A 15,779-nucleotide genomic window follows, 5' to 3' on the forward strand; every position below is an offset into this window, starting at 1 on the left:
GATGGCTTTACAAAAACTCATTTATGATGGAAGTTTTGAAGGCTTGCTCAACGCTATTTTTATAGTTTATCAAGAGCAACTTGATGATGCCGAAATTCTAGAAGAACGTTTTTATGAGCCCGATTTTTTTGCTGAAGCGCAACAGGTTTATACCGATGATACTAAAGCTACACGCGTATGGGAGGGGTTAAGAAAATTTCCGCAGTTTAGTGCTTCGGTTTACCGCTCGTTTTTAACAGAGCTGCCCGATAAAGAAATCTATATTCTTGATGCGGTACGGTATGTGCTTAAAACCAAAAACGATAAAGATTATGGTCAGCCTTCAGTTCTCAAATTGGCACAATTGACCAAACAAGTAGGCCGTGAAAAACACCGTATGGAAGCTTTTGTACGTTTTAAGCGCACCAAAGACGATTTGTATGTTGCCTTGATCGAACCAGATTTTAATGTGCTTCCGCTTATTGCTAAACATTTTAAAAGCAGATACGCAGATCAACAGTTTTTAATTTTTGATCAAAAACGTAGCTATGGTATTTTCTATGATCTGGAACGGGTTGAGTTTGTTACTTTAGATTTTGATGATCAGCAGTTAAAAGAGGCATTACATCAAGAAGAAAAACACTACGATAAAATGTGGCAGGATTATTTTGTAAGTACAGGGATTAAAAATAGAATCAATAAAAAATTGCACTTACAACACGTTCCCAAACGGTATTGGAAATACTTGAATGAAAAAAATCCGCTTTAGGATTAAATGATTATTTTTAATTATGTAACCAATAAAAATCCAAAGATGAAACGTATTTTTTTAAGTTTAGCAATGATCGCTTTAGTAGGTAGTGTTTATTCGTGTAGAGAGACCACGCAAGAAAAAACAGAAGAAGCTGTAGAAGCGATGGGAGAAGATATTGAAGATGCGGCAGAAGAGGCAGGTGAGGCCATTCAAGAGGGAGCAGATGAACTCAATGACGAGATTCAAGGGAACGACGATAACTAAATAGAATTTCAATCGAATATCGCTAAAGCATTTTAAAAGAAATTTTAAGATGCTTTTTTATTGGCTCCGCCAAAGGGTTTAATATTCCGAGGCTTTCCCTGAGTTAGTTTATTGGTATCGACATAGACTTTGATAATTTGTTTCTATAGCCGTCGGGATGCATCTAAATTGAATTTTTGCTAGCGAATGCTTCAAGAACTTATCCGGGTTAGATTATTTATAGGTCTCTGTACTTTTTTTTTTGAAAAATCCAAAAATTGAAGAGATATTGATAATCAATTTGTTGTGTGGGTTGCGTTATTTTTAGCAAAAACGTAAAATGACAAAATATTTAATAAAATTTAAGAATAAGCGATGTTAATTTATATACATTTGACACTAATTAACGCTAATTAAAATTACATCAATTATGAAAAAATTTATGTTTAGTGCATTTGCACTTTTATTAATGGTTTCTGTTTCTGCTTGTCGCGAAACTACCGAAGAAAAAACTGAAGACGCTATGGAAAGCGCTGCTGACGATATGGGTGATGCTATGGAAGATGCAGGTGATGCTGTAGAAGAAGCTGCAGAAGATACTGAAGCAGCAGTTGAAGAAGGTGCTCAAGAAGTTGAGGACGAAGTTGAAGGAAACGACGACATGTAATCTCAAATTGAGATTTATATAAGAAAGCCCCGAATGAAAATTCGGGGCTTTTTTTATGATTTGTAATACTATAGGTTAAACGCTGGCGCTACTTGTTGCAGCTTGGCGGTCAACTTTTTTAACCAAGCCTTGTAATACTTTTCCGGGACCCACTTCAATAAATTCTGAAGCACCATCGGCTAGCATATTTTTCACACTTTGCGTCCATTTTACCGGTGCTGTCAATTGAAAAAGAAGATTCTTTTTAATTTCAGCAGGATCTGTTACAGCAGTGGTACTTACGTTTTGATAAATAGGACAGGTAGGTTCACTAAAAGTGGTTTTCTCAATTGCGGCAGCAAGCTCCTCTCGAGCAGGTTCCATAAGAGGGGAGTGAAATGCTCCACCCACAGGAAGTACTAAAGCGCGCTTTGCACCACGCTCTTTCAAACGCTCGCAAGCTTCATTTACCGCATCAATTGCTCCAGAAATGATCAATTGTCCCGGGCAATTGTAGTTTGCTGCAACCACCACACCATCAACATCTGCACAAACCGATTCTACAAGTTCGTCTTCAAGCCCTAAAATAGCAGCCATTGTAGAAGGCTCATGGTCACAAGCTTTTTGCATCGCTTGTGCACGCTGCGAGACTAAGCGAAGACCGTCTTCAAAACTCAATACACCATTAGCTACAAGTGCAGAAATTTCACCTAAAGAATGTCCTGCAACCATTTGGGGTACCGCTTCCGCTCCCAAAGCTTTAAATAAAGCAACCGAATGCAAGAAAATCGCCGGTTGTGTTACTTTGGTCTCTTTCAGTTCTTCGGCAGTGCCTTCAAACATAATTTTGGTTATATCAAAGCCAAGGATCTCATTGGCACGCTCAAACAATTCGCGAGCAGTGGCTGAGGCTTCATAAACATCTTTACCCATTCCGGTAAACTGCGCTCCCTGACCGGGAAAAACATATGCTTTCATAAATAGATTTTTCTAAATAGTGCTGCAAAAATACACATACACATATGGATTCAGAAATTATAAATACAAAGTGCGGTATTTATTCTTGTAAAGTTGCTTATTTTGAATGATATAGGAAATGATCTTAATGATGAAACACAATCAATATTTTAAAATACTCGTTTTTTTAGTCTGGGTTTTTTCAACTACTGCTATGTATGCGCAATATGATGCGATCAGTAATCTTCCACTCAAGCAAAATCCTGCATATCAATGGGCTAATGAAAGCAAAAGGGCTTCTATAAAAGAGGCTAAAATGCAGGTTGATTTTTATTTAAAACAGAAAGATGCTGAAAACTACATCTACATTGTTGATGGTCAGGTTTTACCTGTAAATGATTTTAAAGAATATAAAGAAAGCATATTGAAGCAAGCTCGTGCCATCAATTTTGTAAAAAGAATAGACAGTGTTATGGGATATCCCTCTCACCGTAGACGAATGCTTATTTTGATAACCACACAAACCGTTGAAGATTAGCTGTAGATCTTTAGAATCGATATTGCTGTGTTGTAGTAATGCCCCCCAAAAAGGTTCACGTGAACCAGAATGTAATAAAGTTGCCAGAGTTTTATTCGGCTTTGCCAGTCTTCAGCCAGCGGAAATGCTTCATTGTACACGTTAAAAATTTCAGCTTCAAAACCGCCAAAAAGTTGCATCATTGCAAGATCCATCTCCCGGGGCGCGTAACAGGTCGCGGGGTCTATAAGTGCCGGGAAACCTTGTTCATTAATGATATAATTGCCTCCCCATAAATCACCGTGAATCAGGGAAGCCGGCTCAAGCGGGATGAGATCGGTTATCGTGTTATAAAAGCCATCTAGATTTTTGAAAGCATAACCTTGCTCGGAAGCCATTTCAAACTGTGGCAGCAAACGTTGCTCTATATAAAAACTCGCTGCATCCGTTTTTTGCGTATTGTATTGAGGTAGGCTCCCGATGTAATTATCTTCAGCAAACCCAAAAGGAGCAGTAGCTTGATGCATTTTTGCCAAGCTATTGCCAAAAATTTCTGCAAACTTTGGATGTTTCGGTTTGGCATCAATATACTCAAGAATTAAAAAGCTATCTGTGCCGAAGTTTCCAACTTGTATAACTTTCGGGATCTGGAAGCTTTCAGCTTGTCGAAGTTCCTGAAGACCTTTTGCTTCAAGGTCAAACATATTGGGATAGCGTTTTGCATCATTGACTTTGATGACAAAGTGCTTCTCTTCAGTTTTTAATAGGTAAACATTATTAATGTCGCCGCCTGATAAAGGACGTATTTCGGTTAGGGTAGTGTTTAGTGTAGATTCAAGATGGGTTTTGAAATCAGCGTTTAGCATACGTTAGATAGGTAAAAGCATAGTCGTGTTTCTCGTCCTTAGGGTGATAAGATTCTTCAAGCAACTCCCAAGTGTCATCATCAATTTCCGGGAAAAACGCATCAGCTTCAAAAGTGCCGTGAACTCGAGTGAGTTCTATATGCGTGGCAAATTCCATCCCAAGCTTATAAATTTCGCCGCCGCCAATAATGTACGGATTCTCATCATCAACCACAGTTTTAATAGCTTCCTCGATACTATTAACTACAATAATATGTTCTCCGGCATCATAATCGCTTTTTCGTGTGATAACAATGTGCGTTCTATTAGGTAAAGGTTTAGGAAATGATTCAAACGTCTTTCTTCCCATAATGATGTGATGATGCGAAGTCAATTTTTTAAAGCGTTTAAAATCATCAGGCAAGTGCCAAACTAAGTCATTATCCTTTCCTAAAGCATTATTTTCTGCGGCCGCAGCGATCAATGTTATTTTCATTATTTATGGTTCTAAAGGCGTATTAGGTCTGGTGATTTCAGGTTTTGAGGTTGTAGGTAAAGGATGTTCTTTTTCAACTTTTGTTTTTAGTTTTTCAATTTTTGCTTGCTGCTTGGCTACGAGTTTATCAAGCTGCTCATTTTCCCACTTCTTATTCATGAAACTGCTGAACAGAAATACATTCAAAAAATGAATTAAAAAGAAGAAAAACCAAATGAGCGTTGCCCATACAAACCAATCTACCTGTGCAGGTCTAAAATTGACACCAAAATCAAGAAATTTATTCAGAATGATGAACAGTACAGCACCGGCAAGAAAGACAATAAAATGTCTGAAAAGATTCTTTTTTTGTTTGATTCTGTATTGAGCATATTCAATAAGTTCTCGCTGCTCGCGGTCTATTTTTGTCGTTTCCTGCTTTTTTGAGAACATAAGAAAAAGTAAATTGTGTGAGAATCAAATTTACAAGATTTAATCGCTATACTCCCTTATGAAAAACTTAAAAAAGGAATTTCCGGTCACGGCAAATTACACACATCTCAATACTGCAGGTTCAGGCTTGCTTTCAGAAACACTACTGGATTTTAGACAGAATCACGATCTGGATTATCTCGTGATGGGAAGTCTTTTAAAAGATAATCAAGATAAGTTTATTACGAGCGTAAGAAAAGATGTAGGTGCTTTTTTTAAGTGTAATCCTGCTCGTGTGGCACTGGTTTCAAGTTTCTCTATGGGTTTTAATATGATGCTTGAAGCTTTACCTGCAAATAGCAAGGTTTTATTGCTTGCCGAAGATTATCCTTCGATCAACTGGCCTGTTGAAGCGCGTGATTTTGAAGTGTGTTATGCCGAGATCAATACTAATCTTGAGGAAAATATTTTAGAAGCAGTAGCCAAGCATAAGCCTGATGTTTTTTGTCTGAGTCTTGTGCAGTATGTGAGTGGTGTGCAAGTGGATTTTGAATTTCTTAAAGCCTTAAAAAAGGAGTATCCGGATTTATTGATTTGTGGTGATGGAACCCAGTATTGCGGCGTGGAGCCTTTTGATTTTGAAGCTAGCGGACTAGATATTTTGGGGGCAAGTGCTTATAAATGGTTGAATGCGGGTTATGGTAATGGTTTCTTTTTGTTTAAAGAAGGTGTGGAACAAGTGCTAAAACCAAAAGCTGTAGGTTTTGGTTCGGTACGCGGCTTGTACAAAGAAAATGAGCACTCTTTGATTGGTAAATTTGAACCGGGTCACATTGATACGCTTAACTTAGGTAGCTTGCAGGCGGCGCTTCAGTTGGTTAAAAAAGTGGGATATGACACTATTTCAACACAGATCGAGCTTTTGAAACGAAGAGCTATTGAAGAATTTTCTAGCCGTAATTTACTAGATGATGTGGTGCTTGAGCGTAAAATACATTCATCGATCTTTAATATTACGGGAGATCAAAAATTATTTGAAAAGCTTCGGTCACACGATGTCATTTGTTCACAACGTGGATCAGGTATTCGTGTAAGTTTCCATTATTTTAATACGGAAAGTGATTTGGAGAAGCTTCTGAAGTTAATTTAGCATTAAACCAATCGTTCAGGTTGTTAATTATGTGCGATTATTTAAATTGAAATCGTTTTCGTGTTTAAGTATTGATTTTCAAAAGCTTATAAAACTGGATATTCAAAAAAAATTAAGCTAAAATGCTGGTTTAATGAATTTTATCGGATGTTCAGTCTTAAATTTGTTTAAATCGAAAAGAAAATCGTTATGCCTATCACCAAACAATTTTTAAAGTCAAAACCAGAATGTAAAGTAACGTTCACTGTTTTAGATATCGATGCTAATTCGGTAGCTGTGGCCGGTGACTTTAACGAATGGGAAAAAGTAGAATTAAAAAAACTGAAAAACGGTTCTTTTAAAGGTGCTATAAATATTCCTGTTGAAGCTTCTTATGAATTCAAATATGCCGTAGACGGGGAGTGGATGAACGAGCCGGAAGCAGACGGTTACCAATGGAATGACTTTGCAGGTGCCGATAACAGTGTGCTTACGCTTTAATAATTTTAGAGGCGGCTTATTTTACTCGGCTTTTCGTTTAAAAGCATAGTCTGTAAACTGCTTTTGCGTATCGCTGAATTGAGCTGTGATCTCTAGTCCAGCCTCCTGCGCGAGCCATTGCACGACATCATCATCGTATTTCTGGGAAATTTCAGTATGTATGCTTTCCCAAGGGGCAAAATTAACCTCAATGTTGAGTTTTTTGAGTGTGACTTTTTGTTGGGTTGTGCTTACTAGGAAGCTCTTTGCAGTTCCTGTTTCAGGATCATAAACAGGCCAATGTTTAAAGGCTTCCGTATTGAAGTTACTGTCTAATTCGGTATTGATGCGTCTTAGGATGTTCTTATTGAATTCTGCTGTAATCTCCTGGGTGTCGTTGTAAGCATTTAGTATTTGTTGAGGGTCTTTTTTCTGATCTAGTCCCATAAACAGTAAATCTTCCGGTTGCATCGATTTTCTAATATTTACTAGAAAATCTATAGCCTGAGGATGTGTGAGATTACCAATGTTTGAACCTAACACCATAATCACCATTTTGCGTGCTGTATCGCGATTCCCTAGCTTTTTGAGCACGTCAAAGTACATTCCTTGTTCAGTTTGAATGTCGAGTTGTGGCCATTTTTCCTGAATGCTTTCCTCCAGTTCTTCAAGTACACTTGCACTAATGTCGATGGGCCGATAGGTAAAATCTAAATTTTCTTCATAAAATTTTTCAAGAAGAATTTTTGTTTTTTTTCCGTCCCCTGCGCCTAATTCTACCAGATCAAAACCCTGTGGTTCATCAAACAACTTAGCGATTTCTTCCTGATGTTTTTCTATGATGTTGTATTCACAAGAAGTGAGATAGTACTCCGGAAGCTCCATGATTTTCTGAAACAATTTATCTCCCTTTTTATCATAGAACCATTTTGAGGATAAGCGCTTAGGAAAAGCCGTAAGCCCTTCATAAACCTCCTTTTCAAAGGTATTTTGAAATTCAATCTTGGTAGTAGTTTTCATAGTGGTGTTATTGCGCTAGCCGAATTCCTGTGAATTGCCAACGAAGCTGTGGGTGAAAAAAGTTGCGATAGGTGGGTCTGGTATGTTTGTCTGATGTGGCAACAGAACCACCTCTCAGGACTTTTTGGCTCACCATAAATTTACCATTATACTCGCCTAAGGCACCGGGAGCTTTTTGATAATTAGGGTAAGGAAGGTAAGCGCTTTCCGTCCATTCCCAGCGTTGTCCCCATTCTAACTGATCTTGTGAAGCTTCCCATTCAAACTCGGTAGGAAGGCGGCAACCTTTCCATTGTGCATACGCAAAAGCCTCGTAATACGATAGATGTGTTGCGGGGGCTTTTAAGTCTAAGGGCTTTACACCGGCTAGGCCAAAATAAAACCAATTGTCTTCCTGTTTCTGCCAGTATTGAGGCGCCTTGGTAGGAAGACTTTTTACCCATTCCCAGCCTTCACTGTGCCAAAGTAAGACTTGCTCGTAACCACCGTCTTCAATAAATTCTAAATATTCTTTATTAGTGACAAGTTGGTTTGAAATTTTAAAATCATTGAGATATACTTTGTGTCTTCCCAACTCATTGTCATAACAAAAAGAATCGTCATGATGACCAATTTCATAAATACCCGCTTCTTTATGAATCCACTCTTGTTTATGTTGTGAAGGGGTGTATTCTGAAAAATCTGATGTGTACATCGGTTGCAGCGGATTGTTTCCAAGAATGTACTTGATGTCTGTGAGTAACAATTCCTGATGCTGTTTCTCATGATGAATTCCTATTTCTACAAGAGAGTGCAGTTCTTCTGAAGCTTCAGTTTGCTCCAATAATTCTTTAAGATGATGGGTTACGTGTTTACGATACGCATAAACTTCTTCTACAGTAGGGCGTGAGAGATTTCCGCGATCGGTGCGCACCACTCTGGCGCCCATGCTTTCGTAATAACTATTAAAAACAAAAGAGAAATTAGAATTGTACTCTTGATAGTCTGACTTGTGCTTTTTTAAAATAAAATCCTCAAAAAACCATGTAGTGTGCCCTAAATGCCATTTTGGAGGAGAGACATCAACGATAGGTTGTACAACATAATCTTCTATCTGTAAAGGCTTACAGATAGTTTCAGAATGCGTACGAGTTTCTAATAAAAAATCTAGAAGCGTAGTAGAAGTAGCAATCATAATAATGAGATATAACCAGTGGTTATTCTCAAATTTACGAGAATTCCTGCTACGCTTTAGCTTGCAATACGTTAAGCCCTAGTTAAAAGGTAAAAGGCATGCTGTATTTAATGGCTCTTGGTTTGCCTCCAGCCATTCCCGGAGTCATTTTTGGGATAGCCAAAATGTTGCGTTTAGCTTCTTCCTGCAAAACTTTGGTGCCACCTTTTACGCCAAGAATTTGGGGTTTTCCTTCTTCATTAATAACGAAGTCTACAATAACTTTTTCTTTGACACTTCCTTTGGTATAGCCTTCAGGAAATCTAAAATTAGATACGACGTGCTTTACCAATTGCTTTTTAAAGCAAGCTTTCTTTTCGGCAATTGAGCCTTCGCAGCCGGGCCAAACAGGTGGTATTTCTTTGATGGAGATTGCATTGCCAGAAACTGTCACTCCTTCTTGAGCAAAAGTAATCGAGGTTAAAAGTAGGGCGGCAATGAACAGAACTGATTTCATAATAATTGAAGATTTGGGGATTGATTTAAATAGCGACCTTACCCTTAATATGAGGATGTGGGTCATAATTCTCTAGTTTAAAATCATCAAATGAAAAACTAAAAATGTCCTTTACCTCTGGGTTAAGTGTCATTGTGGGTAATTTGCGTATTTCGCGGGTCAATTGCAAATTTAATTGTTCAATATGGTTGTTGTAGATGTGCGCGTCACCAAAGGTGTGAATAAAATCACCAGGTGCATAATCGCATACTTGAGCCATCATCATGGTAAACAATGCATAGGATGCGATATTAAAAGGTACTCCTAAAAATACGTCTGCACTGCGCTGGTAGAGTTGACATGAGAGTTTTGGGCGTTTATCCTCAGCCTCCGGATCGCCCGGTGCAACATAAAATTGAAAAAACGCATGACACGGTGGTAAAGCTGCTTTACCATTGGCTACGTTTTCAGCAAAAGATTTGGAAGTATCTGGCATAACGCTGGGATTCCAGGCGCTTACGAGCATACGTCTACTGTTAGGGTTGTTTTTTAGAGATTCAATCACCTCTTTGATCTGGTCAATTTCTTCACTGTTCCAATTGCGCCATTGATGTCCATAAACAGGACCCAAGTTTCCATCTTCATCTGCCCACTCGTTCCAGATACGAACGCCGTGTTCCTTTAAGTATTCAATATTGGTATCGCCTTTTAAAAACCAAAGTAACTCATAAATAATCGATTTTAAATGTAGTTTTTTGGTGGTGACCATAGGGAAGCCTTCACTTAGATCAAAACGCATTTGATATCCAAAAACGCTTAAGGTCCCTGTGCCGGTGCGGTCGCCTTTTTGTGCGCCGTTGTTTAAAATATGTTTGACGAGATCATGATACTGTTGCATAGCAGCTTATTCGATTTTTGGTAAAAATAAGGGTTTACTGGTGAGCGAAATTGTGAATATGATTTTTTTAATTAATAATTTATTAACTAATAATGACTATTTTCGCCTGTTGTAAAATGCTTATTTTAGTTCGATGCTATTAAAAACAATTCCTTATCCGTTTGGAGAGGCCAAATATTATCCAAGCTTCATACATGTTAAATTTCGTGAAGATTTGGATGTTGTAGAACTTGAATATTCTAAACAGATATTTAAGGATATTGAAGCGTTTTATGAGGGGGCGAAATACGTTGTGATTTCAGAACGCGGTCTTAATACGAGTTTTGACCCCATAAATATGAAATCGCTTAACCTTTCTAAAATGCAAGGACTTGCTGTCGTTTCGCCAGAAGGTGCAGCGCGTCGTGACGAACTCATTGTTGAGCAAGGCTATTATAAAGGTTCTTTTGCTTTTTTTACAACGTATAAGGCTGCTGAAGAATGGGCGCTAACTTTTGAATAAAAGTTCTTAACCAATAATCATTCCGGCGATTGTTGCTGAAAGTAATGACGCAAGGGTTCCTCCCAAAACAGCTTTAAGACCAAATTCTGAAAGTGTTTTTCTTTGTCCGGGTGCTAACGAGCCTATTCCTCCAATTTGAATTCCTATCGAAGCAAAATTGGCAAAACCACATAATAAATAGGTTGCCATTATCACCGATTTTTGATAGGTGAAACTCAATTCGTTAAGTGGGTTTTTAAGTTCAGCAAGCTGAATGTAGCCTACAAATTCACTGGCAGCCAATTTGATACCGAGCAATTGCCCCATAAGCATAATATCTTCTGAGGCAACACCTATAAGCCACATAAGCGGCGCGAAAATGGTTCCCAATACCGCTTCTAAAGAAAAGCTAGAGTAGGGAGTATGCGTTGCAAGAACATCATTTAAAGTAGTTACTTCGCCAATTTTGCCAAGACCGTAGTTGATCATTGCAATAAACGCAACAAAAACAAGGAGCATTGCACCTACGTTGGCGGCAAGTTTTAAACCTTCGGTAGTACCGGTAGCGATAGCATCTAGAATATTAGAGCCTATTTTATCTGAAGAAACTTCAACGCTCGAATCGATAGGCATTTGTTGCGGATACAAAAGTTTTGAGATAACAATGGCTCCCGGCGCTGCCATAACAGATGCAGCCAATAAATGTCGGGCAAATTCAAGCCGAAGTGCAGCATCGTCACCACTTAGAAACCCAATATAAGCTGCTAATACACCACCGGCTACGGTTGCCATTCCCCCTACCATAACGAGAAGGATCTCAGAACGTGTCATACGTTCTAAATAGGCTTTGATCATCAATGGTGCTTCAGTTTGACCCAAAAATATATTTCCCGCAACCGATAAACTTTCGGCACCAGAAATGCCTAAAAGTTTAGTGAGTACCCAGGCCATCCCCTTAACCACGATTTGTACAATACCTAAATAATATAATACCGAAGTTAAGGCCGAGAAGAAAATGATAGTAGGTAACACCTGAAATATAAATATGAAGCCATAGCTGTCGACATCCATCATTCCGCCTAAGAGAAATTCACTACCTGCAGCAGTAAAATCAAGGATCTTTACAAAGATCTTCCCTACAAATTCAAAAGATTTTTGAACAAAAGGAACTTTTAAAACGCCAATGGCCAGTAAGAGCTGTGCTCCAAGACCTATTCCTATGGTTTTCCAATTGATTGCTTTTCGGTTTGTGCTGCACAGGTAAGCAATTACCAGTAAACAAACCATTCCTAAAACACCACGCCACAGGCTGTCAAAAGAAAAACCGGCGTTGGGTATAATAGTTTTGCTTGCTTCTACAGGAAGAATTTCTTGTGCGCTTTGAGCAAAGGTATTTAGACTAGCAGATAGGGTGACAATTAGGAATAAGAGTAATTTTCGCATCTATATTAATTGCGTTTAGATATTTCGTCTCTGATTTTGGCTGCAGCCTCGTAATCTTCGGCAGCCACGGCCTGTTCTAAAAGTGAATTAAGCTCTCCAAGGGATAGTTTTTTGTAATCGCTCGTGCTTGATGTGTTTTGTTCCTCCTCTTCTTCAACAACCAATTGATCTACAAATACATCATCTACATTGTCTTCATCCTCTTCCTGATTTTGCTCGGTACCTTTAAGGTATATTCCTGCTTTATCCAGAATGTTTTTGTAGGTAAAAATAGGAGCGTTAAAACGCAAGGCTAAAGAAATAGCATCACTAGTACGGGCATCAATGATCTCTTCGATATTATCACGCTCACAAATAATACTACTGTAAAAAACACCGTCAACCAGTTTATGGATGATCACTTGCTTGACCTGAATGTCAAAACGATCTGCAAAGTTTTTAAACAAATCGTGAGTAAGAGGTCGAGGTGGCTTGATTTCTTTTTCTAAAGCAATAGCTATAGATTGTGCTTCAAAAGCACCAATGACTATGGGTAGCTTGCGGTCACCATCAACTTCACTTAGTATTAAAGCGTATGCGCCATTTTGTGTCTGGCTATACGATATTCCCTTAATATTCAAACGCACTAAACTCATAAGCTGTAAAAATATAAAAAGGCTGTTTAAAAGAGGACAGATATCCAAATTTAAACAGCCCTTTGAGCGGTCGAAAATACTAAATTTAAGAGTTATTCGCCTTAAACTCTTTTAATTTTTCGTTTAGCTTAGGTACAACTTCGAAAGCATCCCCCACAATACCGTAATCTGCGGCCTTGAAAAAAGGTGCTTCCGGGTCTGTATTGATAACCACTTTGGTCTTAGAAGCGTTAATTCCTGCAAGATGCTGGATGGCTCCAGAAATACCAATTGCGATATATAAATTTGAGGCTACCGGTTTACCGGTTTGTCCTACGTGTTCGCTATGCGGTCTCCAGCCCATATCAGAAACCGGCTTTGAGCAAGCAGTTGCAGCGCCAAGAATATCGGCCATTTCTTCAACCATGCCCCAATTTTCTGGTCCTTTTAATCCGCGACCTCCACTGACTACGATTTCTGCATCGGCGATGGTAACTTTATCTTTTACTTTATCTACAGATTGCACTTCAACCTTAAACTGTGAATCATCAAGGTTCGGCTCAAAAGTTTCTTCAGTAGCATCTTTTTGAGCTTCTTTAAGACCGAAACTGTTTTTAGATAAACCTATGATTTTTACATCGGTGGTGATTTCTGTATGATTAAAGGCTTTATTGGTAAAAGCCGTACGCTTAACTTTAAATGGAGCTTCGCTTTCTGGTAAAGCAACAACATTAGATGCGTAACCTGCTTCAAGATCAACAGCGAGAAGCGGCGCTAAATATTTCGCGTTTGCGCTACTGCTTAAAACAACAACTTTTGAAGCTTCTTTTTTTGCGACCTCTGTTAGTGCAGCAGCATAAGCATTAGCTGTGAATTTACTGAGTTTATCACTCTTTATGTGTACTACTTTATCTGCACCATAAGTACCTAATGATGCGGTTTCTTCAGCGTTCACGGCTACGGCAGTAACGGTGGTGCTCATCATATCTGCAATACCACGCGCATAGCTTACCACCTCGTAAGCGGTCTTTTTAAATTTTCCTTCTTCTGATTCTGTATATACTAAAACTGACATATTTTTTGCTTTTGTTTTTTCGCGTATGCGAAAGAATTAAACTTGAATTTAGGAGCTCTCTAGATTGCTTTTGCTTCGTTATGCAAAAGGTCGATCAGCTCATCTAAATTATCTGGAGAGATAAGTTTTACATCTCCCTTAGGTGCCGGTTTTTCAAAAGAAACTGCACTAGTCTCGGTAGAAGCGCCTTGTGGTTCTTTTACTTCAAGTGGCTTTTTACGTGCCATCATAATCCCACGCATATTTGGGATGCGTAAATCGCTTTCTTCAACGATTCCTTTTTGGCCTCCAACTACTAAAGGTAATTTTGCGGTTACGGTTTCTTTACCTCCGTCAATTTCACGAACAGCGGTAGCTGTGTCGCCATCAACTTCAAGACTTATACATGTGTTTACAAAACTAGCACCTAACAAACTCGCTAACATCCCGGGAACCATTCCTCCATTGTAGTCAATAGACTCACGGCCGGCAATGATCAGGTCGTAGTTTCCTTCTTTTGCAACTGCGCTCAATTCTTTGGCTACTTGAAAACCATCAAGTGCTTCAGTGTTGATGCGAATCGCAGAGTCTGCTCCTATAGCAAGTGCTTTTCTAAGTGTAGGTTCGGTTTCAGGACCACCTACATTTATAATATCTACGGTTGCGCCTTGTTTTTCTTTGAACCACATTGCGCGGGTAAGACCAAATTCATCATTTGGGTTGATCACAAATTGAACGCCGTTGGTGTCAAATTTGGTGTCATTATCTGTAAAATTGATTTTAGAAGTCGTATCAGGTACGTGACTGATGCATACTAATATTTTCATATATCAAACTTTTATCTTGTGAACTATTTCGTTTTCGTTACGAAAATAAGCATTAAAATCGGAAATTTGCTATGCGTGCATAACAAAATTTAGTTAAATCCGATTTCCTAGCGAAGATTTAATTCCTATTTTTGCTGTCCCCGCAAAATTGGGGATTTTACTTGATTTAACAGTACACGTACATCCACTTTTATTTATGAAAACAATACAATTTAGGGAAGCGGTTTGTGAAGCTATGAGTGAAGAAATGCGCCGTGATGAGGCCATTTATCTTATGGGTGAGGAAGTTGCAGAATATAATGGGGCTTACAAAGCGTCAAAAGGTATGCTTGATGAGTTTGGTCCAGATCGTGTAATCGATACTCCTATTTCAGAATTAGGTTTTGCCGGTATTGCCATTGGTAGTGCTATGAACGGTAACCGTCCTATTGTAGAGTATATGACCTTCAACTTTTCGCTTGTAGGTATAGATCAAATTATAAATAACGCGGCAAAAATCCGTCAGATGTCTGGTGGTCAATTTAACTGCCCTATTGTATTTAGAGGACCTACCGCTTCTGCAGGTCAGTTGGGTGCGACGCACTCGCAGGCATTTGAGAGCTGGTTTGCTAATACTCCCGGTCTTAAAGTAATTGTACCTTCAAATCCTGCTGATGCAAAAGGATTATTGAAGTCGGCAATACGTGATGACGATCCGGTTATTTTTATGGAAAGTGAGCAGATGTATGGTGATAAAGGAGAAGTGCCAGAAGGAGAATATTTAATTCCGATTGGTGTGGCCGATGTGAAGCGTGAAGGAAGCGATGTAACTATTGTTTCTTTCGGAAAGATCATCAAAGAGGCTTATGCTGCTGCTGAAGAATTAGAAAAAGACGGAATCTCTTGTGAGATCATCGACTTACGTACTGTAAGACCTTTAGATATTAATACGGTTATCGAATCTGTAAAGAAAACTAACAGATTGGTGATTCTTGAAGAGGCTTGGCCTTTTGGAAATGTATCTACTGAGATCACGTTCCAGGTTCAAGAAAAAGCATTTGATTATCTAGATGCTCCTATTATTAAAATAAACACTGCAGATACTCCTGCACCGTATTCTCCAGTTCTTTTAAAAGAATGGATACCAAACAGCAATGATGTTGTTAAAGCGGTTAAAAAAGTACTGTACAGATAACTAGATACTACTATCTTTGAAGCTTCATTGGTCATCAAATAATTGACTAATGAAGCTTTTTTTGTTAGTAGTCATTTTATTTGCGACGAATACCGTGTTTACGCAGTTCTAGCAATACTAATTCAATAGTTTTTGAGTTAGATTAAAGCGCCAAGATCGTTA

Annotated in this window: 20 protein-coding genes; 8 read left to right on the forward strand and 12 right to left on the reverse strand. The window is 38.6% G+C overall.

The window, feature by feature from the left end; all coding sequences use genetic code 11:
* Position 1: 1 nt before the first annotated feature.
* The 3 genes from MED217_RS01805 to MED217_RS01815 all read left to right on the forward strand — a co-directional run bounded on the left by MED217_RS01805 (position 2) and on the right by MED217_RS01815 (position 1,643).
* The gene (locus MED217_RS01805) at positions 2-748 is read left to right on the forward strand and encodes a TIGR03915 family putative DNA repair protein (RefSeq protein ID WP_009778762.1); all 747 of its coding nucleotides are present in this window, start codon (positions 2-4) and stop codon (positions 746-748) included.
* A gap of 45 nt (positions 749-793) precedes the next feature.
* Positions 794-997 (forward strand): hypothetical protein, encoded by a 204-nt coding sequence (locus MED217_RS01810; protein ID WP_040533129.1) that lies wholly within the window; start codon positions 794-796, stop codon positions 995-997.
* Between the two features lie 409 nt (positions 998-1,406).
* On the forward strand, positions 1,407-1,643 hold the full coding sequence (locus tag MED217_RS01815; protein WP_009778764.1) for a hypothetical protein: 237 nt from the start codon (positions 1,407-1,409) through the stop codon (positions 1,641-1,643).
* A gap of 75 nt (positions 1,644-1,718) precedes the next feature.
* Here the strand turns inward: MED217_RS01815 and fabD are convergent, their stop codons facing one another.
* Complete coding sequence (fabD, locus tag MED217_RS01820; protein ID WP_009778765.1) at positions 1,719-2,600, reverse strand: ACP S-malonyltransferase; 882 nt, start codon at positions 2,598-2,600, stop codon at positions 1,719-1,721.
* Positions 2,601-2,727: 127 nt separating this feature from the next.
* Between fabD and MED217_RS01825 the strand changes: the two genes are divergently transcribed.
* Positions 2,728-3,117: a hypothetical protein gene (locus tag MED217_RS01825; protein WP_154648889.1), complete on the forward strand. Its 390-nt coding sequence runs from the start codon at positions 2,728-2,730 to the stop codon at positions 3,115-3,117.
* Here MED217_RS01825 and MED217_RS01830 read toward each other — a convergent pair.
* The 3 genes from MED217_RS01830 to MED217_RS19165 are packed head-to-tail and all read right to left on the reverse strand — an operon-like array spanning position 3,114 to position 4,869.
* Positions 3,114-3,962, reverse strand: coding sequence for a fructosamine kinase family protein (locus tag MED217_RS01830; RefSeq protein WP_009778767.1), 849 nt, complete (start codon positions 3,960-3,962; stop codon positions 3,114-3,116). The two genes, MED217_RS01825 and MED217_RS01830, sit on opposite strands and share 4 nt — an antisense overlap.
* Positions 3,949-4,437, reverse strand: coding sequence for a dihydrofolate reductase (locus tag MED217_RS19160; RefSeq protein ID WP_009778768.1), 489 nt, complete (start codon positions 4,435-4,437; stop codon positions 3,949-3,951). The genes MED217_RS01830 and MED217_RS19160 overlap by 14 nt, the downstream gene beginning before the upstream one ends.
* Before the next feature lie 3 nt (positions 4,438-4,440).
* On the reverse strand, positions 4,441-4,869 hold the full coding sequence (locus MED217_RS19165; protein WP_009778769.1) for a 2TM domain-containing protein: 429 nt from the start codon (positions 4,867-4,869) through the stop codon (positions 4,441-4,443).
* A 58-nt stretch (positions 4,870-4,927) separates the two neighbouring features.
* Between MED217_RS19165 and MED217_RS01845 the strand changes: the two genes are divergently transcribed.
* Complete coding sequence (locus MED217_RS01845; RefSeq protein WP_009778770.1) at positions 4,928-5,998, forward strand: aminotransferase class V-fold PLP-dependent enzyme; 1,071 nt, start codon at positions 4,928-4,930, stop codon at positions 5,996-5,998.
* Positions 5,999-6,187: 189 nt separating this feature from the next.
* Positions 6,188-6,478, forward strand: coding sequence for an isoamylase early set domain-containing protein (locus tag MED217_RS01850; protein WP_009778771.1), 291 nt, complete (start codon positions 6,188-6,190; stop codon positions 6,476-6,478).
* A gap of 21 nt (positions 6,479-6,499) precedes the next feature.
* Here MED217_RS01850 and egtD read toward each other — a convergent pair whose 3' ends face one another.
* The 4 genes from egtD to MED217_RS01870 form a co-directional block, all read right to left on the reverse strand.
* A complete protein-coding gene (gene egtD / locus MED217_RS01855) occupies positions 6,500-7,477 on the reverse strand; it encodes an L-histidine N(alpha)-methyltransferase (RefSeq protein WP_009778772.1) in 978 nt (325 codons plus the stop codon).
* 7 nt (positions 7,478-7,484) lie between these two features.
* Entirely contained in the window at positions 7,485-8,651 is a 1,167-nt protein-coding gene (gene egtB, locus MED217_RS01860) for an ergothioneine biosynthesis protein EgtB (protein WP_009778773.1), read from the reverse strand.
* A gap of 82 nt (positions 8,652-8,733) precedes the next feature.
* The gene (locus tag MED217_RS01865; RefSeq protein ID WP_009778774.1) at positions 8,734-9,147 is read right to left on the reverse strand and encodes an energy transducer TonB; all 414 of its coding nucleotides are present in this window, start codon (positions 9,145-9,147) and stop codon (positions 8,734-8,736) included.
* A 25-nt stretch (positions 9,148-9,172) separates the two neighbouring features.
* Positions 9,173-10,024 carry a thymidylate synthase gene (locus tag MED217_RS01870; protein WP_009778775.1) on the reverse strand — a complete coding sequence of 284 codons (852 nt, stop codon included), beginning with the start codon at positions 10,022-10,024 and terminating at the stop codon, positions 9,173-9,175.
* Positions 10,025-10,157: 133 nt separating this feature from the next.
* Between MED217_RS01870 and MED217_RS01875 the strand changes: the two genes are divergently transcribed.
* Complete coding sequence (locus tag MED217_RS01875) at positions 10,158-10,526, forward strand: hypothetical protein (protein ID WP_009778776.1); 369 nt, start codon at positions 10,158-10,160, stop codon at positions 10,524-10,526.
* Between the two features lie 6 nt (positions 10,527-10,532).
* On the opposite strand, the gene MED217_RS01880 is transcribed toward MED217_RS01875, so the two are convergent.
* The 4 genes from MED217_RS01880 to MED217_RS01895 all read right to left on the reverse strand — a co-directional run bounded on the left by MED217_RS01880 (position 10,533) and on the right by MED217_RS01895 (position 14,443).
* Positions 10,533-11,948, reverse strand: a complete 1,416-nt coding sequence (locus tag MED217_RS01880; protein ID WP_009778777.1) for a NupC/NupG family nucleoside CNT transporter — start codon at positions 11,946-11,948, stop codon at positions 10,533-10,535.
* A 5-nt stretch (positions 11,949-11,953) separates the two neighbouring features.
* On the reverse strand, positions 11,954-12,583 hold the full coding sequence (locus tag MED217_RS01885; protein WP_009778778.1) for a bifunctional nuclease family protein: 630 nt from the start codon (positions 12,581-12,583) through the stop codon (positions 11,954-11,956).
* Positions 12,584-12,668: 85 nt separating this feature from the next.
* Complete coding sequence (locus MED217_RS01890; RefSeq protein WP_009778779.1) at positions 12,669-13,637, reverse strand: electron transfer flavoprotein subunit alpha/FixB family protein; 969 nt, start codon at positions 13,635-13,637, stop codon at positions 12,669-12,671.
* Positions 13,638-13,696: 59 nt separating this feature from the next.
* Positions 13,697-14,443, reverse strand: coding sequence for an electron transfer flavoprotein subunit beta/FixA family protein (locus MED217_RS01895; RefSeq protein WP_009778780.1), 747 nt, complete (start codon positions 14,441-14,443; stop codon positions 13,697-13,699).
* A 196-nt stretch (positions 14,444-14,639) separates the two neighbouring features.
* Here MED217_RS01895 and MED217_RS01900 point away from each other — a divergent pair, with 196 nt between their 5' ends.
* Positions 14,640-15,617 carry a pyruvate dehydrogenase complex E1 component subunit beta gene (locus MED217_RS01900; protein WP_040532517.1) on the forward strand — a complete coding sequence of 326 codons (978 nt, stop codon included), beginning with the start codon at positions 14,640-14,642 and terminating at the stop codon, positions 15,615-15,617.
* The last annotated feature ends 162 nt before the right edge of the window (positions 15,618-15,779 follow it).

The organism is Leeuwenhoekiella blandensis MED217 (assembly GCF_000152985.1).
In the GTDB taxonomy this organism is placed as follows: Bacteria; Bacteroidota; Bacteroidia; order Flavobacteriales; family Flavobacteriaceae; genus Leeuwenhoekiella; species Leeuwenhoekiella blandensis.